Genomic DNA, 22,542 nt, shown 5'->3' on the forward strand with positions numbered 1-22,542 from the left:
GGGTGTGCATGGCCTGGATCGCGAGCGAGTCGTCCTGGCATAACACCTGGATCCAAGCATCTTCGTTCGTGCCGGCGATTCCGATGCTGATCACGCCGGGGATGGCCATGGCGCGGGCATCGATGTCGCTTGCCTTCCGAATCGAGGCGACTTCCGCCGCCGTAAACGCCGGCTTTTCGGCCAGTGAGTCGGGTTCGGCGACCGACGAGTCGATGGCCGTGTCGCCTGTTTTACAGCCGGGGGCGCATGCGAGGCAGAAGGATAGCGTCCCTGCCACCAGCGCCATCGGCCGGAAGAATCTGGAATACACCATACGGTCAGAGCGATGTGCGAATCGGGGGATCCGCGGTTTTGGGTAAACCCTGCTAGCTGGACCTGCTGCGTGTTCCTGACTGAGTGCCGACTGGTACGCCCGAGTTTCCCGTATGTTTTTCGGCCTGCTCAACTGGTCCGCCCCTGCCGCACCAGACGGGCGCCGGCGATCACGATCAGCACGGTGAGTGCCATCAGCGCCATCGCTATGGGGCGGTTGAAGAAGCTGGTCAGATCCCATCGGGACTTGATCGCGCTCACCATGAAGCTCTGCTCAAGGATTGGGCCGAGCACCATGCCGAGGACGACCTGCGCCAGCGGGAATCCGCCGCGACGCAGGGCAAATGCCGCGGCCCCCATCGCCGCCATCACCCACACGTCGAACGGGTTGTTGTTGATCGCGAAGGCGCCCACCACACACAATACGGTGATAATACCCAGCAGCAGGTTAAACGGAGCGCGGACGACGACATCCGCCAGCCGGCCGGTCATGTAACCATATAGCGGAAGCAGTAAGAGGTTGGAGATAACAAATGTGGTGTACAGCGCCCAGATCAGCGGCATGTTCTGCTCGAACAGGAGCGGCCCCGGGGTGATGCCTTTCATCAGGAAGACCCCGAGCACGATCGCCGTGACGGTGTCCCCGGGAAGGCCGAGTGATAAGGCGGGTATCCAGGCGCTCGCGACGGCGGCGTTGTTGCTGCACGTGCCGGCGAGCACCACGCGCTGGGCGTCGTCGTCATCCTGTGTCGCCCTCATCTTCTGCACGCTGGTCGCCACCCAGGCCCCGATGTCGGCTCCGGCGCCCGGCAGGAAGCCCACGATGACGCCCAGCAACGAGGACCGCGCAACGAGCCATCGCTCCCGCAGGATGAATCGTAGCGGAGGCATGAAGAAGGCGTGCATCGGCCGCGTTGGCGCCGGCGCACGCTCGATGCTGGCGGCCCCGGGACGGCGATAGAGGTATTCGAGCACCTCCGAGAACCCGAACAGCCCGATCATGACGACGATATAATTGAGGCCCCCCAGGAGATCCGGATGTCCGAAATCGAATCGCGGGAATCCCAGCGTGGGGTCGATCCCAATCGTCGCGAAAAAGAGCCCCAGCAGCAGCGACACGGCTCCTTTGATCGGGCGCCCGCCAGAAGCGAAGATGCCGGCCGTGAGCCCGAGGACCGCGATCCAGAAATACTCGAAGGATGAGAACGTGCGGGCGACGGCGGCGATGCTCGTAGCGAAAAAGATGAGCAGGAGGGTCCCGATTACCCCACCCACGGCCGATCCCATCGCGCTGAGGCCCAGTCCGAACAGTGCGCCATTACGGCGGGCCAGCGTATAGAGCTCGTCGACGTACGCGGCGCTGGCCGGCGTACCTGGGATCCGCGCGATCGCCGAGCCCACGTCGCCGGCATAGATGGCGACGGATGAGATGGCGATGATCGCCGGCAGCGCGATCATCGGGTCCAGGAAAAAGGCGATCGGGATAAAAAGCGCCACCGCCAGCGTGGCGGTCAGCCCCGGGATGGCGCCGAACAACGCGCCATACAGCCCGCCCAGGAACAGCGCCAGGATACCTTGCCAGGAGAAAAACGTCATACGCCGGCACTCACAGGGGCACGCCCAGCAAACGGGTGAACAGAAGGTATATCACACCGGAGGCCAGTGCGGAGGTCAGCGCGGCTGTCACCCAGCGGGCTCCGAGCATGAGCCCAACGCTCAGGGCGAGCAGGGTGGTGGCGATAAAAAAACCGACCACGCTATGCAGCCAGGGGAAAGCGATGACGAGGAGCAGGCCGGCGGCAAATCGAACACGCCCCAGCCATCCCATCTCATCTCCCCCTTCAGTGGCGCCCTCGGCCGAGCCCGGGCGCCAGACGAGCGCGAGACCGCAGGCCGCCAGGCCGATGCCGACAAGCCGGGGGAACAGCCCCGGACCCGGGTAGCCGCCATCCATCTCGGGAAAGACGCCGGCGTACCCGGCAATGCCAAGGCCCAGGGCGATGGCGCAGAGCCCCGGAAGCCGGCGCATCGCGTCCGCCATCGTCATGGCATCACCCCGCCCGATGCACCGAGCAGTTCCCCATTGATTCGGTCTTGCTCGGCCAGAAAGGCATCAAACGCCTCGCCCGTAAGGAAGCGGAGGTTAAAGCCGGCGCGTTTTAGCGGCTCGGCGTAGAGCGGGTCCTGCACGGTGACGGCGATCGCCTGACGGAGTTGCGTGACGACATCCGGAGGCAAGTCGGCCGGCGCCCCGATCGACACCCAGCCCCCCAGGCTCCAATCGATGCCCCGTTCCTTGAGTGTAGGCACCTCTGGAAACGCCTCGAGTCGCTCCTCTGCCATGACGGCCAGCACCTTCACCTGGCCCGCTCGGTACAGCGCCTCAGTTTCGGCGAGGGCGATGGTGACGACCTGGACGCCGCCGGCAAGCAGCTCCTGAAGCGCCGGCGCGGCCCCCTGGCTGGGCACCCACGGCAACGCCGATTCCGGCAGGCCGGCGGCCTTCAAGAACCCCATCCGGGCCAGATCCCAGATGCCGCCCTTCGAGGTGCCGGAGGCGAACATCCCACCCGGGTTCGCTCGAATGGCCTCAAGCAGTTCTTCCACCGTATCCCAGGGGGCGTCCGCGCGGACGGTGAGGGCGGCCGGGTTGTCCATCAACAGGGCGATCGGCGTAAAATCCCGATGGGTGAGTTCGGTGAGGCCGGCCCAGTGCATCATCGTGATCTCCACGGTCACGGCCCCGACTGTGTATCCGTCCGGCCGGGCCTGGGAAATCGCGAGGTGGCCCACCACCCCGCCGCCGCCCGTTCGGTTTACGACGTTGACGGGGGTGTCGAGGCTGTTCTGGAGTACGGCGGCCAGGGCGCGGGAGACGGTGTCGGTGCCGCCGCCGGGGTTCCAGGGAACCAGATACGTAATCGGCCGGCTCGGGTACGCGTCCGGCGACGAACCGCCCGGCTGGCAGCCGGCGAGGGTCGAGAGAATAGCGGTCAGAGCTAGGAGGCGAATCATGTGCGAGGGCCGGGTGGGTGCTGGTTTAATCCGCGGGATGTTTTCAGTATACTTCGTTTTATGACATCTTATGTAGAGACGCCCCGGTGGGGCGTCTCATCAAGGTTCTGGTATATCCGAAACTGAAAAGTTGAATGCGGCCGCCAGGAGACGCCCCACCGGGGCGTCTCTACAGAGTGGGCTTTAATAACCCGCGCATGTCCTTCAAATATAGACGCATCCGCTGAAACGATCCAACATGATCTTATCCAAGCCATTCCTGCTCGCCCTGCTCGTGGCTTTAGCCGGCCCCCTTCCAGCCGCCGGCCAGTCGCTGCGCCCCTACACGAATTCGATCGGGATGCCGATGACGCCCATCGAAGCCGGCTCCTTTCGGAGGGGGAGCGAGGATGGGGATCGGGACGAGGCGCCCGTCCACCGCGTGGCCATCTCCCATCCCTTTTATATTGGCGCCTACGAGGTCACGAACGCCCAGTACGAGCAGTTCGACCCCTCCCATCGCGCCCTCCGGGGCAAACTGGGATTCTCGAAGGAGGATGACGAGGCTGTGGTGTTTGTCGATTGGCATCGGGCAGTGGCGTTTACCGAGTGGCTCTCCGACAAAGAAGGCCGGCCCTACCGCCTTCCCACGGAGGCCGAGTGGGAGTACGCGGCCCGCGCCGGCACCACGTCGCCCTATTATACGGGCGACGCTCTGCCGGCGTCGATGCTCAAAAATCCCCGGGAAAGCTGGTACCCGGATACGGACCGGCCGCAGCCCGACGATGTCGTGCCTCTCCTGGTCGGGCTGGCGGCCCCCAACGCGTGGGGACTGTTCGATATCCACGGGAATGTCGAGGAGTGGACGCTTGATTGGTATGGGCCGTACGAGGCCGACGGCCAGATCGACCCCACGGGGTGGGCGGATGGAGATTTCAAGGTCACCCGCGGCGGCAGCCACTCGTCCGATCCCTACTACCTCCGGTCCGCGAATCGGATGGGGACGCTTCCTGAGAATCAACACTGGCTGATTGGTTTTCGTGTTGTGCAGGCTCCGCTGCCGGCTACCTCGCCGCTGCCTGTCCGTCCCGTTTCGGCCCTCCACCAACGGGATGTGCAGCAGGAACGCCGCGCCGGCGCTACCGCCAACACTACGGCGGGTCCGGCCGGGCCGTATTTCGCCGAGCCCCGGCGTTACGTGATCCTCGATCCCACCGAAAAGGGGCCGTTTTATTACCACAATCACCAGGCCGCCATCACCGAGCTGCCCAACGGCGACCTGATGGCCATCTGGTACACGACGAAGTCGGAAACCGGCCGATACCTCGCGCAGGCCGCGAGCCGGCTGCGTTTTGGGAAGGAGCGCTGGGAGCCGGCGTCGATCTTCTGGGATGCGCCCGACCGGAACGACCACGGCAACGCGCTCTGGTGGGATGGCGCGGAGACCATCTTCCACGTTTCCGGACTCTCCGTCGCTGCCACGTGGGGTAACCTCGCGATGATCGTCCGTTCGTCGACCGACAACGGGGCCTCCTGGTCGAAGGCTCGCCTCGTCCATCCCGAACACGGCCTGCGCAACCAGGTGATCGCCTCGATGGGGCGGACGGGCGACGGCGACCTCTTCGTCACGGCCGACGCCGTCTCGACCGGCAACGGAGGCACCTCGCTGCACACCAGCTCCGACGGCGGGCATACCTGGCGGGACGCCGGTGGGACCATCGCCGGCATCCACGCCTCGGCCGTCGCCCTGGAGGATGGCCGGATGCTCGCCTTCGGCCGCGGCGACGCCATCGACGGGCGGATGCCGAAGAGCCTCTCAACCGACGAAGGGGCGGCCTGGACGTCTACGGCCAGCGACTTCGACCCGCTCTCCAGCACCCAGCGTCTGGTGTTGCTCCGTCTTAAAGAGGGCCTCCAGGAGGGGCCGCTGTTTCTGGCGTCTTTTGCGGACAACATGACGTTCACGGATGCCGCCGGACACCCGTTCACGGGTTCGGGGATCTTCGGTGCGTTGTCGTACGACGAAGGGGAAACATGGCCTGTCCGTAAGCTAATTACCGCCTCGACCGAGCCCATCTGGAGGGAGACGGCCCGCGGCCGGCCCTTTGTGATGAGCGCCCACACGGCAGAGCCGCGCGGGTATATGGCCGGCACGCAGGCGACGGACGGCGTCATCCACCTGATCAGCACGGTCTACCACTACGCCTTTAACCAGGCCTGGCTTGAAGCGCCGCCCGTGCCGCCGGCGACACCGGCGCTGGCGGTCCGTGAAACCCTCTCGTCTGCAACGGAAGGGATGTGGCGTTTTGTGGGCCGCGGCCCGATGGCGGCGGCGACATCAAACGGAATGCTAGACGTGCCACCAGGCGCCGAGGCCTGGTGGGAAGCCGGCTGGGTGGGCGATGCCGGGGCGACCTTCGAAGCCGAAGTACAGGTTGAAGCCGCCGGCGAGCGGGGACGGGGCCTCGAATTCTACGTGCGCCCGCACGGGCATCCAGGGATGCAGTACCACCTCGCGATCACCCCGACGGGCGTGTATAGCCACGACAGCTACGCCCTCGAGCCCCTGGCCGAAGGGCTGGACAATGCCTCGGCGGCGCACGTCTACCGCGTGGCCGTGGCGGCATCCGGACTGGTCCACGTGTTCCGGGATGGGGTGGAGTTGGGCCGGTATTCGCTGGCGCGGGTGGAGGATGAGGAATGGTCGGCCCGGGTGCGGTGGGGCGCCGGGGCCGGCGTGAGGGGCTGGGTAGGATCGATGGGATTGGCGATGGATGGGGCCTTTGCGACATTCCCCTGACCGCCCTCACACCCGGTCCGTCTTCAAATAATTAATCGCCAGACCCTTATTCCGCAGCGCCTCGGGATCCTCCGGGTTGATGTGGAGCGCGTTGTCGCAGGCCTGGATGGCCTCGCGGTAGCGGCGGAGCCGCATGAGGATGTTGCTCTTTTTAGTCCAGGCGCCGGCGTGACCGGGGTTGAGGTCGTTCACCCGGTCGTAGGCGACGTACGCCTCCGGGTACCGCTTGAGCAGTTCCAGCGCGATGCCTTTGTTATACCAGGCGTCTACATCCTCCCCATTCTGCACGAGCACACTGTCGTACGCGGCGATCGCTTCGTCGTAGCGGTTGAGCCGGGTGAGCGCGATGCCTTTATTGTAGGCGGCCTCGACATCGTCCGAATTGAGGCGGAGCGCGAGGTCGTAGGCGTCGACGGCTTCCACGAAGAGCCCCATGTTGGTCAGGGCATTCCCTTTGTTGTAGGAGGCGTCGCCGTAGCCGGGGTCGAGCGCGAGCGCGCGGTCGTACGCGGCGACGGCGTCGCGGTACCGGCCGAGGTGGTTGAGCGCAATGCCGTTATTGTACCAGACGTCTACCGACAGCGGGTCCAGCGCGAGGGCGCGGTCGTTGGCCTTCATGGCCTCCTGGTAGCGGCCGATTTTGATGAGAGCGATGCCCTTGTGGTACCAGATCTGGGGCGAGGCCGGGCTCAGGGCCAGGGCGCGGTCGTAGGCCTCGATGGCCTGGACGAAGCGGCCCACCTGGGCCAGGGCGATGCCTTTGTTATACCAGGAGCTAGGATCTTCGGGATTCAACACCAGGGCGCGCACGAAGGCGGCCATGGCCTTGTCCATCTGGCCCAATTGGAGCAGCGCGTTGCCTTTGTTATTCCACGCGCCGGCGTCGTTCGGATCCAACTCGAGCGCCCTGTTATACGACACAACGGCCTCGTCGTACAGTCCGAGGTGTTTCAGGGCGATGCCCTTGTTGTTCCACGCTCCGGGGTCGTTGGGCGCCAGTGCCAGCACGCGGTCATAGGCGTCTACCGCCTCCTCGTACTGGTTGATCGTCATGAACGCGTTGCCCAGGTTGTACCACGAGTCCAGATCCGCGTCATCGAGGTCGACGGCATTCTGGTAGGCCTCCACGGCTTCCTGGAACCGTTCGAGTGCGATGAGGGCGTGGCCTCTGTTCTGCCAGGCGATGCTATTTTGCTCGATGGCCAATGCCCGATCGCAGGCGTCGAGCGCCTCCTGGTGCCGGCCGAGATGGTTGAGGGCGATGGCTTTGTTGTACCACGCGGCCACATCCTGCTTGCTGAGCGTCAGGGTTTCGTCGTAGGCCGTAACGGCCTGTTCATAGCGGCCGATGGCCATCAGGGCGTTGCCCTTGTGGTACTGCGCGCCGGCATCGCCGGGGTCGATCGCGAGCACCCGTTCGTACGCGGCGACGGCCTGTTCGTACCGTCCGATCTTGCCGAGCGCGATGCCTTTGTTATAGAGGGCCGTCGTGTTGCTGGCGTTGATGGCCAGTGCGCGGTCGCACACGTCCAGCACCTCCTCGTACTTACCGAGCTGGGTAAGCGAGTAACTCGCGTTGATGAGTTCGCCGGCTTCGAGATCATACGTGCTGAAGTCCAACGGCGCCTGTTTGCCGGCGACGCGCTCGTACCACGCGGCGCACTGGCGGACGACCTCATCCCAACCGCGCGGCCGATCGTGGGCGGATTTCGACAGACACTTCAGGACAAACGCTTCGAGTTCTGGAGGAATGGCGGGATTAAGCACACGCGGCGGCACGGCCCGCTGGTACAGGTGCACTTCCTGCCAGTCGTCGATCGTCTTGGCCGGAAAAAGGCGGTGGCCCGTGATCATCTCATAAAAAATACATCCGAACGCGTAGATGTCCGTCTGGGCCGTCACGTCCAGCCGTAGCCATTGCTCGGGCGCCATGTACGCCGGCGTGCCGCTACGGGCATCGTTCGCATAGACGAGGCCAAAATCGGCCACGAGCGCGCGCCGCTGCTCGTCGATGAGCACGTTGCCTGGCTTGAGGTCCCGATGCACCAGGCCGCTTACCTTACGCGTCGCATGTTGCAACGCCTGGGCGATCTGAAGGGAGAGGTCGATCGCGACCTCCAGGGTGAGCTGAGGATGGCCGAGCCACGCCCGGAGGTCGTTGCCCATGCCCGCCTGACCGCGGATATATTCGGTGATCACAAACGGCTGGCCGTCGTAGATGTCCACCAGAAAGGCGCGCACGATAAACGGATGTTTCTCGATGCGCACCCACACCGATGCCTCCTCCACGAACATGCGTTGCATCTCGTGGATATGCGCGAACCGCTGTTGGAGCGTCTTCAGCGCCCGGGGCATCTTCTCGACTTCGTCGAACGTCGCGTAAATCACCCCCATCGAGCCGCTGTGGATGTCCAACACGGTGTACCGTTCCCCGATCCTATCCCCGATATTGTACCGTTCCGCGCGTTGGGGCGCGCGGAGCTGGTCGATTTGAGACAGGTGGATGGATTGATAGCCCGATTCGTCAACCGCCTCTTCGGAGGCGTTGGCGATGGATTCGTCGACGGGGAGGTTAGCCCAAGCGTTCTGCCGGGCGTACGAAGCGCCGGAACGCTCCGCCGGCCGGGTCACCACCGGCATTTTTCCATCGGCATATGAGTCGCTATAATCCATGAGGCACAAACGGTAATATCCTCAAGACGAACCTGATGACCAGTAGGTCGCGTCCAGGATGCAGGGCGATCCGATCACGGGTCGGTGCTCGCCGGTATGGACTGCGTGAGGTGGGTCAAACATAGGACAAAATCCCAGTCAATGATACCCCACGAAGGGCATTGCGTCAAGCAGGTTTGGACATTAAGCTCGTCCATGGTCTTCTAATTGACCTCATCACTGCGGCGTAAAGTAGCGCTCCAGCTGGCGCACGGCCATGGGGGATATCCTTAATCTAGCCGCCCACAGGCTCGCCCCAACCGGGCTAGGCCTTCGTCGATTTCGGCCTCGGTGATCAGCAGCGAAGGGCCGATGCGGATGACATGACCGTTGAGCCCGCCCAGGCCGATCAGCAGGCCTTCTGCCTTCGCCGCGTGGAGCAACGCCTGGGCGCGCTCGGGGTCGGGCTTTTTCGTTTCCCGGTCTGTGACGAGCTCCATGCCCTGCATGAGGCCCATGCCGCGGACATCCCCGACCCACGTGTACCGTTCCTGGAGGGCATCCAGCCCGCCTCGTAATTGCCGGCCCCGTATGGCGGCCCTGGCCGGCACATTCTCGCGCACCATGACGTCGAGCGTCGCCTCGGCGGCGGCCATACAAACGGGGTTGCCGCCGAAGGTCGAGATCATCTTTTTCTCCCACGCGGCGGCGACATCCGGCCGGGCGATGACGGCGCCGACGGGGAAGCCGTTGGCGATGCCTTTCGCCACGACCATGATGTCCGGCTCGACCTCCCAGTGCTCGATCCCGAACCAGTGGTCGCCAGTGCGGCCGAAGCCGGTCTGGACTTCGTCGCAGATGAACAGGCCGCCGTAGCTGCGCACGATCTCGGCCGCGCGCTGGAAATAGCCGGGCGGGGGGACGATGAACCCCCCTACCCCCAGGATGGTCTCGGCAAGGAGCGCCGCGGGCCGCCCGTTCGTGACGGTCTGGATGATGTTCTCGATATCGTCCGCGAAGCGCGCGGCGTTGACATCGGGGTCGTCGCCGAAGGGGCTGCGGTACGGATAGGGCGCCAGGGCGTGTTTGATGCCCGGGACGGTGCTCGACAGGGGCCGCCAGGGCGCATGCGCCGTCAGGTTGGTCGCCAGCAGGCTGTTGCCGGAATAGCCGAGACGGAGGGCGATGATTTCGTCGCGCCCGGTGTACATCCGGGCGAGCATGACGGCGGCGTCGATGGCGGCAGTGCCGCTGTTGAGGAAGAGCGATCGCTGGAGCCGGCCCGGCGCCAACTCCGCCAGCCGCTGCGCCACGCGGATCTGGGGCTCGGTGATGTAGAGCGTGGAGGCATGGCTCAACACGCCTACCTGCTCCCGAACCCGGGCCACGATTTCAGGATGGGCGTGCCCCAGCGAGGTGGTCAGGATGCCCGCGAATAGATCGAGATAGGGTCGATCCTGATCGTCGTACACCCAGACGCCCTCGGCGCGCCGGATGACCAGCGGGTCCTGATAATAGGGACGGACGCAGGGGAAGAGGAAATTTCGTTGTTCGGCGGCCAGCGAGTCCTCGCGCTCGCGGAAGGGCAGGTCGTAGTCCATCGAGAACGAACTCATGGCGCGCGGCCGGTTGGTGACGAAAACGCGGCTTGTACGATACGTGCGGCGGCAAAGGTTCTGGTCAGGCGTGGGGCGTGCCGGCCGGGGCGCCGGCTTCACGCGGCAGCGCCACGCTGAATACGCTGCCTGTGCCGGGTTCGCTGGTGATGGTGAGGGTGCCGCCCATGAGGTCCACCATTCGCTTCGTCAGCGACAGCCCCAGGCCGGTGCCTGCGTAGGCGCGATTCAGACCCTGGCTCCCCTGGGAAAACGGGACGAAGAGGTGTGGCAGCTGCGGCTGGGCGATGCCGATGCCGGTGTCGGCCACGTCAACGCGGATCCAGTCGCCCATTGGCTCGAAGCCGACCCGCACTTCGCCGGCCTCGGTAAACTTGATGGCGTTGTCGACCAGATTTCCGATCACCTTACGGAGCATCGCCGGATCGCTTACCGCGGTGAAGGAGGCGTTTGCCGGCGGACCCACCAGGACGATGCCCTTGCGCGCCGCGAACGGCGCAAACGGTGCCACCGCCGCGCGGATTTCGTCGGCCAGATCAAACGGCTCCGAATGCACGGATGGGGCCGCGGCCTCCATCTCCACCAGTTCGAGCACGTTCGAGAGCGTCGCATGCATCCGCTGGCCGTCGCGGATGATCATCTCGGTCAACTCCCGCTGTTCCGTATCCACCCCCTCCCGCAGCATCTGGGCCGCGGCGAGGATGCCGGTCAGCGGGGTCCTGAATTCGTGGCTCACGTTGTCGAGCAACGCGGCCTGCATCCGCTCGGCCTGTGCTTCTTTGTTCTGGACCAGGCTCAGTGCCCGCTGCAGCAGGCTTTGTTCGGCCGCCAGATGCTGCAGCAGCGCCGCCGGCAGCAGATGCGGCCGCCACCGGGCGACGGCCAGGACCATGCTTAGCGTACATAACGCGCCGAGAAAGGCGACAGCCAGCAGAAAAGCAACAAGGGTCGCCGGCGAGGTGGAAGGCAGTGAAAGCATGTTCGGCACAACCTGATTGGAACGCCGCCATCCGGCACATCGCGTCCCTGGATCCGGAACAAATGGGCGCCAATGAGGGGAGGCTAGCGCCTTGCGGACCAAAAATCAAAAGGTGTACCTGACACGAGTTACCCGATGAGCGGCTGCCCGAACTTCGTGTCGATCTGGATGCCGAGGTCCTTGAGCATGCTGGTCGGAAGGGTGCCGCCGACCATCACAAAGACGTAGTCGTTCGCGATGCGGTGCATACCGCCGCCGGCGTCGCGGTACGCCACGGAATCGGGGCCGATGTGGGTCACTTCGGTCTCGGGTAAAAAATGGACCTTGTGGGTGGCGATCGCTTCCTCGATGCGCCGGGTGTTGCCGGGTTTGATGCGCGCGAAGCTGGAACGGCGGTAGCTCAGGTGCACGGTGTTGCCCGGCTGCGCCGCCAGAGCACAAGCCGCCTCGATGGCGCTGTCTCCTCCGCCGACGACCAGGACGCGGTTGTGATGGAAGTGGTCGGGATCCAGGAGCGAGTAGGCGACTTTGGAGGTATCCTCCCCGGGCACATCGAGCTTGCGGGGCACGCCGCGCCGGCCGATGGCGAGGATCACTCGCCGCGCCTGGAACGTGTCCCCCGAAGTCGTGACCTCGAAGCATCCCTGGTCCATTTTCCGGACGTTCTGCAGGGTGACGCCCGTCAGGATCTTGCCGGCGATTCCGGTCCTCTCGACGATGCTGCTCCAGAGCTGGATCAGATCTTCCTTGAGGATGCTCTTGAAATCGAGCTTGCCGTATCCGGGCACGTCGAGCGGAAACGTCATCACCAGTTTCTTGCGAGGGTAGTACCGGACCGTCCCGCCGATGTCTTCCTTCTCGATGGTGCGGAAGGGGAGGCCCAGGCTGTGGGCGTGGAGCGACGCCGCGAGGCCGGCGGGGCCGCACCCCACGATGATCACGTCCAGCACGTTCGGATCCGTCGAACGATCGGGCTGCGCCGCGATCCATCGCATACACTGGCGCGCTTGCTCGAACGCGTTGCGGAGCAACCCCATCCCCCCCAGTTCGCCGAGGATAAACAGGCCCTCGACGTTGGTTTCGAAGTTTTCCTTGATACGGGGAATATCTACCCCCCGCTTCGAGGTGCCCACCACCAGCTGGATGGCATCGACCGGGCAGGCACGTTCGCAGAGGCCGTGCCCCACACAGTGGGTGGGGTTGATGGCCAGCGCCATGCCCCCCAGCAGGCCCAGCACGTCTTTCTCAGGGCACACGGCGATACAGTTTCCCGTGCAAATACACGCCGTGGGGTTGATCACCGGATGAAGGGTGTCGGGCTCTTCGACGCCCATTTCGCGGGCCTTGTTGTACACCCGCTCGGCATGTTGCTCTTTCAGGACATGCGCGATGAGGTACGGTACGACGAACACGAACACCAACCCGATGCCGATCAGCCAGACGACAATCGATTCGACCTCTATACCCATACGTCAGAAGCGGATTTGGAGGCTGGTCTGGCCCGAAACGCTGCTCAGGAACCGGCTCTGTTGGAGGGTGACACGGGCGTTCCAGTACAGCGTTCGTCCGAGCGGCACCGAGGCGGACGCGGAGTAGCGATGCGCATCGATCGGATCGGTCTGGTTGGCGGTCGTCGTCCGATAAAAAGCATACTCGAGACGCACATTGCCGCCGCCGAAGCCTTTCGTAAGGCCGGCCGCCGCGTACAGCGCCTCGCCGAAGTCGGACGTCCACCGGCTGCCGTTCGCGTTCAGCGAAAGGTTCAGCGGCTGAAAAAACGGCGTGGCGCCGTACACGATGATCGTCCGGCTGTCGTACGCGCCCTCGGTATACCGGGTGGCGTATTCACCGCCGAAGGAAGCGTCGCCGCCGCGGACGGTAAAGCCGGCGCCGATCTGGTCCCGTCGCGTGGAAAACGGGGTGACGGTACTGTACATCCGGTAGGGCTGCCGCAGGCTGTACCGTCCACGGAGCTGGATCTGGTCGGTCAGGCGCACTCGCGGGTCGATCTGGAATTGCGAGACGACCAGGTCTTTTGTGAGCGGGTTCTGGTCTATGGCAATGTCCTGGTCGATCGAGAACGCCCCCCAATCGAATTCCTGCGAGAACTCGCTGAAACGATGATCGAGGTAGATGGCGGTGGGATGGACTTCGTGGTAGGAGACGGCGGCCCGGTATCGCCACGGTTTGCCTGCCGGCGTGCGGTACTGTGCAAACCCTGAAATCCGGGGGAAGTCGGTCGTGAATCCTTCGTTTGCCTGTTCCGGCATGAAGCCGGCCGCCACGCCCATGCCGGCGTTTCGCGATCCAATCAAAAAGCTGCCCCCATCCCAGTAGCCGCCGTGCGGGGTCAGGTTGTTGTAGAACCTCCCGAATTGCATCTCACCAAACGACAGGTCTTTCTGGAGGCTGAGCTGATAGGTCCGCATCGAACGCTCGGGGAGAATCGAAGCCACGGAGCTGCCTCGATGCTCGGCGCGCATGCTGGCGTGGAGCCGCGTCTGCGATGGGAGGTTGCGGACGGTTACGTTGAGGTTGAGCGATGGCGTGGCGAACTGCCGGCCCACCGGTGCGAAATCGGAACCGATCGGGCGTGTCTCGGAGGAGAGCAGGCTCAGGCCGAGCGTGGCCCGGCCATCTACACGAACCGCTTGCCGGCGTTTTTTGTCGGGCGCCCTGGCGGACGTTGTGACTGGTACTTTTTCGGGCGCCGGCGCCTCGGCTATTACTTCCGCAGGCGTCGTCTCTATCGCGGCGGACCTACGCGTGAATGTGATCTCGACCTTCATCCCGCGCGTGATCGGGAACGACTGGTTCACAAAACGCAGTACGGACTGTTTGCTGGCCGTACTGAGTACGATCATCCGGCCCAACAGCCGGCCGCCCGCCCCGACGCGCAGCGTGTCCGTCGCCTGGATGCCCGCGTCGCGGCCTACGTTGATATACGCGTTGTCGCCGGCGATCTGCGTCACCGTCGCCGTCAGCGTCGTGTCCTGGGCCGATGCCTGGGCCGCGCCGGCGAGGAAGAGAAGGAGGAGCCAAAAGAAACGGTTCAGGTTTCGGGTTCGCCGCTTCGGCAAGGCCCATGTGTGGCACTCGTTAACCCCCAAGCACCTCGTCATCCCGGCCTCCGAGCCGGGACCCAGTCGTGTTGTAATTCGGCTGGATCCCGCATCACATGCGGGATGACGATAAAGGAAAGGCATGGGAGTGTTCTCACCAAGTGCAAAAAGAATCATGGTCTGAACGCGGTCTAATTCCCGTTGGGATGGCAATTCAGACACAGCGGGAAGTCGAAGGTATACCCGTTTTCACCCTGGTGTTCGTTGTCCATTTTGGCCTTCGTGTGCTCATGGCAGGCGCCTTCGCAACTGAACGAGGCGTAGTTCGCCGGCTGCAAATGGCAGGACTGGCAGTTGTTCGACCATTCGCCCCGGTGATTTCCCGAATAGATCGGGAAATACAGGTCGTCGTGATCGAACGTCGCGCCGTCCCAGGTGGTCGTGTTGTGGCAATCCAGACAGGTATTCGGGAAGCCCGTACCGGTGTGCTCATCCGAGTAGTCCTGCTGGTGGCAGGTGATGCAGTCCTGGTCGTTGGCCGGGGTAAAGAGCGGCGTGAGATCGGGCATGCTGTGGCAGGTTTCACAGGCCAGGGCGTCGTGCGCCCCGATGAGGGCGAAGCCCTCGGAGGCGAGTACGTGGTCGAACGTCGCGCCGTCCCACGTCTCGGTGGAGTGACACTCGAGGCAGGTCGTCGGGAATCCGGAGCCGGCGTGTTCGTCGGTGTAATCGGGCTGGTGGCAGGAGATACAATCTTGATCGTTCTGTGCCGCAAAAATGGGGGTCAGATCCGGGGACCGATGGCAGGCCGAGCAGGGTTCTTGTTCGTGGGCTCCGAGCAGCACGAATCCGTTCGAGGCCAGCTGGTGATCGAACAGGGTGCCCTGCCAGTTCACCGTGTTGTGGCAGGTTTCACAGGTGAGCGGGAAGCCGGCGGCGACGTGGTCGAGGCTCGTCGCATGATCATAATCATCCTGGTGGCACGATTCGCAGGTGGACTCAAGCGAAGTAAAGGCGCCGCCCACATCGTCGGTGTGGCAGGTAACGCACGTGAGTTGCGCGTGGGTGCCCGTCAGGGGGAAGCTGGTGCGCGCATGGACGCCGATGCCCTCGACATCCTGGAAAAGCGTGGTATTGTGGCAGTCGGCGCAGTTTTGGGAGTAGGCGCCCTGGTGGACATCCAGATGGCACGTGGCGCACTCCGTCGCCGCGACATGGGGTTCGTCAAATCGGAGATCGATGTGGCAGGAAGCGCAGTTGACCCGCTGGTGACTCCCCGTGAGGGGGAAGTCGGTCTGCATGTTATGGGAAAACGCCATGGCCTCGCGCAGCGGGGCCCAGGCCTCGGTCCGATGGCAGGCATTGCAGTCGGAGTCGATCGTGAGCACGCCGTGTGGACTTGTCCCCTGTTGGGCGTAAGCGGTAGATCCGGCCAGTGTGAGCAGCCAGACGATGAGTAGAGCGGTGCGTCTCATATTATTCTTCCCCGTGGCAGTCTTCGCAGGCCGTTGGGAGCGGACGGTAGCGGGTGAAGGGGTCCCCCTGAGAGGGTTGTTCTTCGGTGTGACAGCTTTCACAGGCGACGCGGGTATGCGCGCCGGTGAGCGAGAACCGGGTTTTTTCGTGATCGAACGAGGGAATCTCAAACGCCTGCGTGTCGTGGCAATCGTTACAGGCCTTACCCGGGAATTGATCGAGGTGCGGGTCGTCTTCGGTGTGGCAGCTGGCGCATGCGGTATCCAGCCCCCGGTACGCCGGCCCCTCGAAGCCGGCCTCCGGGCCGGCGGCTTTGTGGCATCCGTCGCAGGCTACGGTTTCGTGTTTGCCAGTAAGCGCAAACAGCGTCTCGTCATGGTCGAAGCTGCGGGCGTCGTCCCAGCGCTCGGTCACGTGGCACGACGTGCAGGCCGTCAGCCCGCGCTCGTCGGCAAATTGATCGCCGTGTGGACTATCCTCGCGGTGGCAATCCTGGCACTCGGTCTCTTCGATGGCAAAGGTCGGACGGTCGCCATCGGGGTTGTGGCACGCGACGCAGGCCGTGGCGAGGTGAGCGCCCGTGAGTTCGAAGGAAGATTCTTTTAGATGCCGTGTGATATCGTACGTCGACGGGTAGAAATCGTGCTGGTCGTGGCAATTCTCACAGACCGCTCCACCGCCGGGGCTCTCGACGAATTCCTTCTGGTGGAAATCGACGTGGCAGGAGAGGCAGTTGGTCGCCTGGAGCCGCGGGTAGGTGTTGCCGGCGGTATTCCCGATGAGGGTCACCCGTATGTCGGCGTCGCGCCGGGCGGGTTTCTGGTGGCAGGAGGCGCACTCCAGGTCCGCATGGCTCCCTATCAGTTCGTAGCCCGTCTCGTCGTGGTCGAATTTCGTTTTACTAAGCTCGGTGAGTTCGTGCCAGTCGGCGGTTTTATGGCAGGAGACACAGTCCGCCCCGAACCGGCCTTCATGCTGATCTTCGTGGCAATTGCGGCAGGAGGCGAACTCGATGGGGCGGTACAGGGCGTATTCAGCGCCGGCCGGCGTCTGCCGGGTTTCGTGGCAATTCTCGCAGGACACGTCCTGATGCCGGCCCGTCAGCTTGAACCGGGCTTCGTCGTGGTCGAAAGCCACGGCCTCTTCCCATTTCTCCGTTTCGTGGCAGGTGTCGCAGGCTTCTGTCTCAAACTGATCCTGGTGCGGGCTGTCGGGTTCGTGGCAGGATTTACACGGAGTGAGCAGGCCCAGATAGGTTTTGTCGAGCGCGTTGTGTTTCTGGTTGTAGGCCAGCACATCCGGCGCCAGGATATAGTCCGTCTGATGGCACGTCCGGCAGGCCGTTTCCTGGTGCGCCCCGGTCAGCTTAAACGTCGTTTTGTCATGCTCGAAGGCCGTGGTGTCGAAACGAACGGGGACGAAGTCGACCCCGAAGTGTTCTTTATGGCAATCCCCGCACGGCTGGGCATCGACCGTGACGTGAAAGCCGGTTTTTGCGTTGATTCGGGCCTCGATCGGTGTGTGGCAGTTCAGGCACAGGTCGTCGTTCGCGCTCCGTTGCCCGAGCGCGTGGCATTGCGTGCAGTTGGCCACGCCTTCGAGGTCGGTGTGGGCACGCGTCAGTTTACCGGGCGAGATCAACTGGGATTGGCTCGCGGTTGGGGTGAGGCATGCCGCCAGCGCAACGATCAGCAACGCCAATCGAGCCGGCGACGACGACAGATTGAGCATCAACCAGGGGGGAGTTTGTTCAGGGATTGGCGGGCCATCAGGGCCACGTCGGGGTCGTCGATCTGATCGGCAACCTCTGTCCAGATGGCGCGCGCATCTTGAAACCGGCTCATGTTCGCGAGGATAGCACCTTTGTTGTAGCGGCCGGCCGGATCGCCCGAGTAGCGCGCGAGCAGGTCATCCACCGCCTTGAGCGCCTCGTCCCACTGCTGTAGCTCGCCATAACATTGCGTGAGATCCAGCCAGACCTGCCGGTTCGCCGGGTGCAGCGCCAGATAGTGTCTATAGGTGCGAGCGGCCTCCTCGGGCTGATGCGCATCCTGCAGAAGCCGGCCAAAACGGATCAGATGCGTGGTATCATCGGGCGCTTCGACGAGGCGCATCCGTAGCGTCTCCAGCTGCGAGTGGGTCGTCGGATTGACGTTGCTCTTGTCCGGCGTGAAGGTCTCCGACGGGGTCGTGGAGGCGCTGGCCGCGGCGGGCGCGGCGGTCCATCCCGCCTCGGCGTGCGGATCCGTGGCCCGCTTCGCGCCGAACCAGAAGACAGCGAACAGCACGAAGCCGGCCAATACATAGGCCAGGAGAAATGGGCTTTGTTTCCATCGATTGGTCATGGTGTCAGCGTAGAATAGTGTCCGTCTGTTAGGTAGGTTAATGAGCCGGAAATTGGATGTAGGGACACGATACATCGTGTCCGCCCCTTGGGACGCGTAACGCCATTGTGTTAAAGAATCCAGGTATATCCAAAGGCGATCGCGACGGCGATGTGGATCAGGAAGGCGGCCAGCATCACCAGGGCGAGCGGGATGTGCAGCACGTGCCAGTAGCCAAACGCGCGCACGAATGGGCCGAGCGTCTGCCGGCGGAGCTGTAATTCGACCTGATGGAGCAGCAGGGGGACGGCTTCGCCAATCTGTTCGGTAGCGACGCCGCGTTCCAGCAATTGCCCCCGAAAACGATCCTTCAGGCCGCGTTTGCTCCATTGGAACCGCAGGGTCTGCGCCATGGCGCCCGGGATGCTGTTCGCCGCCGGCACGCCGGCCAGCAGCCGCGCGATTTCGGGCTGCCCCAGTCCCGTCATGTCGCCAAGCCGCTGCCCGAGCGCGGCCTGCGCGCGTATAATGTCGTTCGCCGAGTAGAACTGGCCGTTGGTGGTTTTGGGGATATGGACATAGACATACCGCCCGAAGATGCCGCTTGCCACCACCACGGCCATACTCCAGAACGAGATGGACGCCACGTTGCCGAACTTAAATGTGGTGTGGAGCAACACGAGGAATGGCCCCAACGTGCACAGGAAGATGTGGAATGTGAGCCAGGTCCGCAGCTTGCCGAACCGCTGCATCGCCGCCGAGCGCTTCCGAATCATATACGAACTCACCCCCACGATCATCATGAGGCTCCCGATGATGCCGAGTCCCTGGCCGATCAGGCCGGAGGGACGGAAGTGGGTGTGCGCCGGCATGTAGGCGCGCTCCTGGAGAGGCGCCATGTAATAGCCGTACCCTTCGATGAGGGGGTACACGGCAAGTGCCAGCCAGAGAACAACAAGCAGCACCGATCGGTGCGACGTCTTTTCCATGCGTCGGTATGGAGTACGATGCCGGCCAGGTCCGCGGGTCTAGTTGGAGATGGCGTCGTGCCGTGAGGAGGGTGATCCGCGAAGGGCCAGGACCAGCGGTCGAGCGACCGTGAGTCGCGTGATAGATGCTCGTTTGGAAGTCAAAAACGGTGCCGCTGCCCGGAAAAGATGCGGTAATTGCGATTAGAAGTGCGTGAGAACGCGATTAGAAATGCACATTCAGCGAAATCCCGCCCCCGTTGGCCTGTACGCGGAAGTAGCGCCCCGGGGGGGCATCGCGTTGATGGAAGCGCGTGAGGCTCACTGCCATCGCCGTCCCGATCAGCCCGCCGGCCAGCACGTCCGACGCCCAATGGCGGTGTGTGGCGATGCGGGCCAGCGCCGTCCCTCCCGCGCCGGCCGCCACCAGGCCCCAGACGATCGGGTGGTTGTAATAAAGAGCCCACGGCACCAGGATGGCGGTGGCCGCGGTGGCATGGCCGGAGGGGAAAGAGGTGTCGCCCGAGAATGGAGAGAAGACAAACGGTGAGTCCGTCTCGTCCGGCCGATGCCGGCCAACAACGACTTTGATGCCCAGAATGAGCACGCTGGCCATCCCCATAGACTGAAACGAGGTGAACGCGGCATCCTGAAACCGCCGATCGTCGGTCAGCAGGGAGATCCCCAGCACCCCGGTCAGCGGCACCAGCACGATCCGTTCGCCGAGGTGGTTCGTTACATCCAGATACTGCTTAAACGGCCCTGAATACCCCCGGCCTACGACACGCGTGATGTCCCGGTCCAGCAGGCTGAGGGTTCCGACGGCGGCGATCGCTCCGGCGGCAACCCATGCGGTCCGGCCGTCCACGGAACTGGCGAGACGATCCGGGTCCCGGTGCCCAGTCCAGCATCCGCGCGTGCGCCGGCTGGTGCGCATGGGCGACAGGTGTGCAAAACATGAACAGGACGATGACGAACGACAGCCTGCCTGTCATCGCGCCCGGGAAAGGCTGAATCACTGCGCAAGAGGAGTTTCGACTGGCGGACGCGTGCCAGACTGGCGTGCAACATCACTCGCCAGGGGAAGATGAAGGCGGACGGTAGTGCCGGTCGCCGGCTCGGAGGTGATTTCGATCGAGCCGCCGTGCATGGCGATGATCTGGTCCACGAGCGACAACCCGAGCCCCGAGCCGCTGACGATGTCGGCCGTGGTATCGGCCCGGAAGAACCGCTCGGTAACGAAGGGCAACGCGGCAGGATCGATCCCGATCCCCGTATCGGTGACGGAAAACGTGATCCGGCCGGCTTCGATGCGGGCAACCAACTCGATGCCTCCGGCCAGCGTAAACTTGACGGCATTTTCCAGTACATTTCGCAGCGCGTCGCGCACGAGATCCACATGGCCCCGTACGGGCAGGGAGGCGTCGATACGCTCCGTCCAGGTCAGGCCCTTTTCGCGGGCCCGCCGGCTGAAAAACGCGGCCTCGTCCCGGATCAGATCGGCAAGGTCGAAGGCCGTATCGCCCACCATCGCCCGGTCGCGCTCCAGCCGTGTGAGGGTCAGCAGACTACGGATGGTGCGGCTCATGCCGTCGATCTCGACGCCCAGCGTGCGGAGTGTGTCCGCATACGACTCCGCGGTGCGCGGCCGGCGCAGGGACACCTCAACCTGTCCGCGCAGCACGGTGAGCGGGGTCTGCAACTCGTGCGCGGCGTTCGCGGTGAATCGACGCATGTTCTCAAAGGCGCTCCCGAGCCGGCCCAGCAGAGCATTCAGCGTCTCGGCGAGGCGCGTCGTCTCCCAGTCGGCATCCGCCGGCACGGGGATGCGCTCGTCCATCCGGGTCGGCGAGAGGGCGTCTGCCACACGGGTGATTGTTTGCAGCGGACCCAGCGCCCGGGCCGCCACGCGGTCCGTCAGCACCAGCAGGATGATCAGCAGCGCGACGAGCCCGAGGGAAAGCCCGATGGCAAACTCGCGCAGCCGGCCCGGAATGTCTGGCTTGTAGCGGGCGATTTGCAGAAACCCGATCGCCTGCTCGTTGCGGCCCAGGATGGGGTAGTTGCCGAAATACAACGCTTCGCCATCGATCTCGATGGTATTTAGCGCGCTGATCGTTCCGATCGCCGAGGGCTGATAGGTGACCAGCGAGTCGGGAAACGGCGTGGTGAACAGCCGGGTGTTGCCCGATGCATAGACGATGGCGCCCTGGGTATCAAAAATCTGCGCGAAGTAGGGGTCCACCCGTTGTTCACGGTACAGGTGGTGCGGCTCATGCCACGAATAACGGTCGGGCGCCAGCTTGCCGTCGAGCCCGACAATGTGGAAATTGATCTCGACCGCCTCCCGCTCAAGCAGCGTCCACGCGTGATAATGCAGCCATCCGTACGTAGCCAGCCAGCTCAGTACTCCGATGATGAGAAAGGCAATCGCGAGCACCAGGCCCTGCGAGAACACCAGCCGGCGCCGGAACGTGATGCGCCGCGGGTTCGGATCGGATGAAGTGTCGGTCAACGGCGTAGAGAGAAGTCGGAGATCAGAGAGGTTCGGGCAAGAATCGGTACCCGACGCCGCGTACGGCCTCAATGCGCGCCACGCTACCCGCGTCCTGCAATTTGCGGCGGACGTACCCCACATAGACGTCGATCAAATTGGTGCCCCGGTCGAAATCGTGCCCCCATACGTCGCGATGGATATCTTCCCGGCGGAGCGCCTGTTCCTTGCGCACGATAAAATAGGCCAGCAGATCAAATTCCTTCTGCGTGAGATCGAGCGAGATGCCATCACTGAGGCACGTGCGAGCGACAGGGTCGAGCACGAGTTGCCCCTCGCGCCGGGTCTGATTGCCCGGCACCAGACGGGCACGCCGGCTCAGCGCATCCATACGTGCCAGTAACTCGTTGAAGGCGAAGGGTTTGGGTAGATAATCGTCTGCTCCGGCACGCAGGCCGGCCACGCGGTCCTCGACGGCGTCCAGCGCGGTGAGCATCAGGATCGGGAGCGCGGGGGCGTGCACTCGCAGTTGCCGGCACACTTCGATACCCGAAAGATCCGGCAATCGGATATCCAGCAATACAATGTCAAACGATTGCTCCAACCCCAGCGTGAGCGCTTTCGCGCCCTCCGTCACCCAGGTCACCTGGTAGCCTTCCTCGCGCAAGCCCTGTTCGACAAAGGCCGCGACGCGCGCCTCGTCCTCCACGAGCAAAATGTGCATGGCAATTCCCGGATAGATCGGACGTCGCTTGTTGTATCCCGCAAAATAGGTCTCACGAAGCGCGTCCGCTCACGAGAAAGGCCTTTCTCACGGTCTTCTCATGGAGTGAAGCGGACAATTAGTTCGTCTTTCCATAGTCTT

17 protein-coding genes are annotated in these 22,542 nt (G+C 63.8%); 1 reads left to right on the top strand and 16 read right to left on the bottom strand.

Going from position 1 to position 22,542, the window contains the following annotated elements; genetic code table 11:
* The 4 genes from SH809_00375 to SH809_00390 all read right to left on the bottom strand — a co-directional run.
* On the bottom strand, positions 1-313 hold a 313-nt coding region (locus tag SH809_00375; protein MDZ4698130.1), incomplete at its 3' end, for a hypothetical protein.
* Positions 314-441: 128 nt separating this feature from the next.
* Entirely contained in the window at positions 442-1,908 is a 1,467-nt protein-coding gene (locus SH809_00380; protein MDZ4698131.1) for a tripartite tricarboxylate transporter permease, read from the bottom strand.
* Positions 1,909-1,918: 10 nt separating this feature from the next.
* Entirely contained in the window at positions 1,919-2,359 is a 441-nt protein-coding gene (locus SH809_00385) for a tripartite tricarboxylate transporter TctB family protein (GenBank protein ID MDZ4698132.1), read from the bottom strand.
* A complete protein-coding gene (locus SH809_00390) occupies positions 2,356-3,327 on the bottom strand; it encodes a tripartite tricarboxylate transporter substrate binding protein (protein ID MDZ4698133.1) in 972 nt (323 codons plus the stop codon). Before SH809_00390 ends, SH809_00385 begins: the two co-directional genes overlap by 4 nt.
* Before the next feature lie 238 nt (positions 3,328-3,565).
* On the opposite strand from SH809_00390, the gene SH809_00395 reads away from it, so the two are divergent.
* Positions 3,566-6,106, top strand: coding sequence for an SUMF1/EgtB/PvdO family nonheme iron enzyme (locus SH809_00395; GenBank protein MDZ4698134.1), 2,541 nt, complete (start codon positions 3,566-3,568; stop codon positions 6,104-6,106).
* A 6-nt stretch (positions 6,107-6,112) separates the two neighbouring features.
* On the opposite strand, the gene SH809_00400 is transcribed toward SH809_00395, so the two are convergent.
* The 12 genes from SH809_00400 to SH809_00455 all read right to left on the bottom strand — a co-directional run bounded on the left by SH809_00400 (position 6,113) and on the right by SH809_00455 (position 22,401).
* Positions 6,113-8,779: a tetratricopeptide repeat protein gene (locus SH809_00400; GenBank protein ID MDZ4698135.1), complete on the bottom strand. Its 2,667-nt coding sequence runs from the start codon at positions 8,777-8,779 to the stop codon at positions 6,113-6,115.
* A gap of 269 nt (positions 8,780-9,048) precedes the next feature.
* Entirely contained in the window at positions 9,049-10,374 is a 1,326-nt protein-coding gene (locus tag SH809_00405) for an aspartate aminotransferase family protein (protein MDZ4698136.1), read from the bottom strand.
* Between the two features lie 64 nt (positions 10,375-10,438).
* Complete coding sequence (locus SH809_00410; GenBank protein ID MDZ4698137.1) at positions 10,439-11,353, bottom strand: HAMP domain-containing sensor histidine kinase; 915 nt, start codon at positions 11,351-11,353, stop codon at positions 10,439-10,441.
* Between the two features lie 128 nt (positions 11,354-11,481).
* Entirely contained in the window at positions 11,482-12,822 is a 1,341-nt protein-coding gene (locus SH809_00415) for an NAD(P)-binding domain-containing protein (GenBank protein ID MDZ4698138.1), read from the bottom strand.
* A 3-nt stretch (positions 12,823-12,825) separates the two neighbouring features.
* Positions 12,826-14,433 carry a hypothetical protein gene (locus SH809_00420; protein MDZ4698139.1) on the bottom strand — a complete coding sequence of 536 codons (1,608 nt, stop codon included), beginning with the start codon at positions 14,431-14,433 and terminating at the stop codon, positions 12,826-12,828.
* 173 nt (positions 14,434-14,606) lie between these two features.
* Positions 14,607-15,890 carry a cytochrome c3 family protein gene (locus SH809_00425; protein MDZ4698140.1) on the bottom strand — a complete coding sequence of 428 codons (1,284 nt, stop codon included), beginning with the start codon at positions 15,888-15,890 and terminating at the stop codon, positions 14,607-14,609.
* 1 nt (position 15,891) lies between these two features.
* Positions 15,892-17,622 (bottom strand): cytochrome c3 family protein, encoded by a 1,731-nt coding sequence (locus tag SH809_00430; GenBank protein ID MDZ4698141.1) that lies wholly within the window; start codon positions 17,620-17,622, stop codon positions 15,892-15,894.
* Positions 17,622-18,236: a tetratricopeptide repeat protein gene (locus SH809_00435; GenBank protein ID MDZ4698142.1), complete on the bottom strand. Its 615-nt coding sequence runs from the start codon at positions 18,234-18,236 to the stop codon at positions 17,622-17,624. The genes SH809_00430 and SH809_00435 overlap by 1 nt, the downstream gene beginning before the upstream one ends.
* Before the next feature lie 110 nt (positions 18,237-18,346).
* The gene (locus tag SH809_00440; GenBank protein ID MDZ4698143.1) at positions 18,347-19,204 is read right to left on the bottom strand and encodes a hypothetical protein; all 858 of its coding nucleotides are present in this window, start codon (positions 19,202-19,204) and stop codon (positions 18,347-18,349) included.
* A 205-nt stretch (positions 19,205-19,409) separates the two neighbouring features.
* A complete protein-coding gene (locus SH809_00445) occupies positions 19,410-20,120 on the bottom strand; it encodes a phosphatase PAP2 family protein (protein ID MDZ4698144.1) in 711 nt (236 codons plus the stop codon).
* Positions 20,121-20,198: 78 nt separating this feature from the next.
* Positions 20,199-21,698, bottom strand: a complete 1,500-nt coding sequence (locus SH809_00450) for a HAMP domain-containing sensor histidine kinase (protein ID MDZ4698145.1) — start codon at positions 21,696-21,698, stop codon at positions 20,199-20,201.
* Between the two features lie 22 nt (positions 21,699-21,720).
* Positions 21,721-22,401 (bottom strand): response regulator transcription factor, encoded by a 681-nt coding sequence (locus SH809_00455; GenBank protein ID MDZ4698146.1) that lies wholly within the window; start codon positions 22,399-22,401, stop codon positions 21,721-21,723.
* Positions 22,402-22,542: the final 141 nt, after the last annotated feature.

It is taken from the genome of Rhodothermales bacterium (assembly GCA_034439735.1).
Classification (GTDB): Bacteria; Bacteroidota; Rhodothermia; order Rhodothermales; family JAHQVL01; genus JAWKNW01.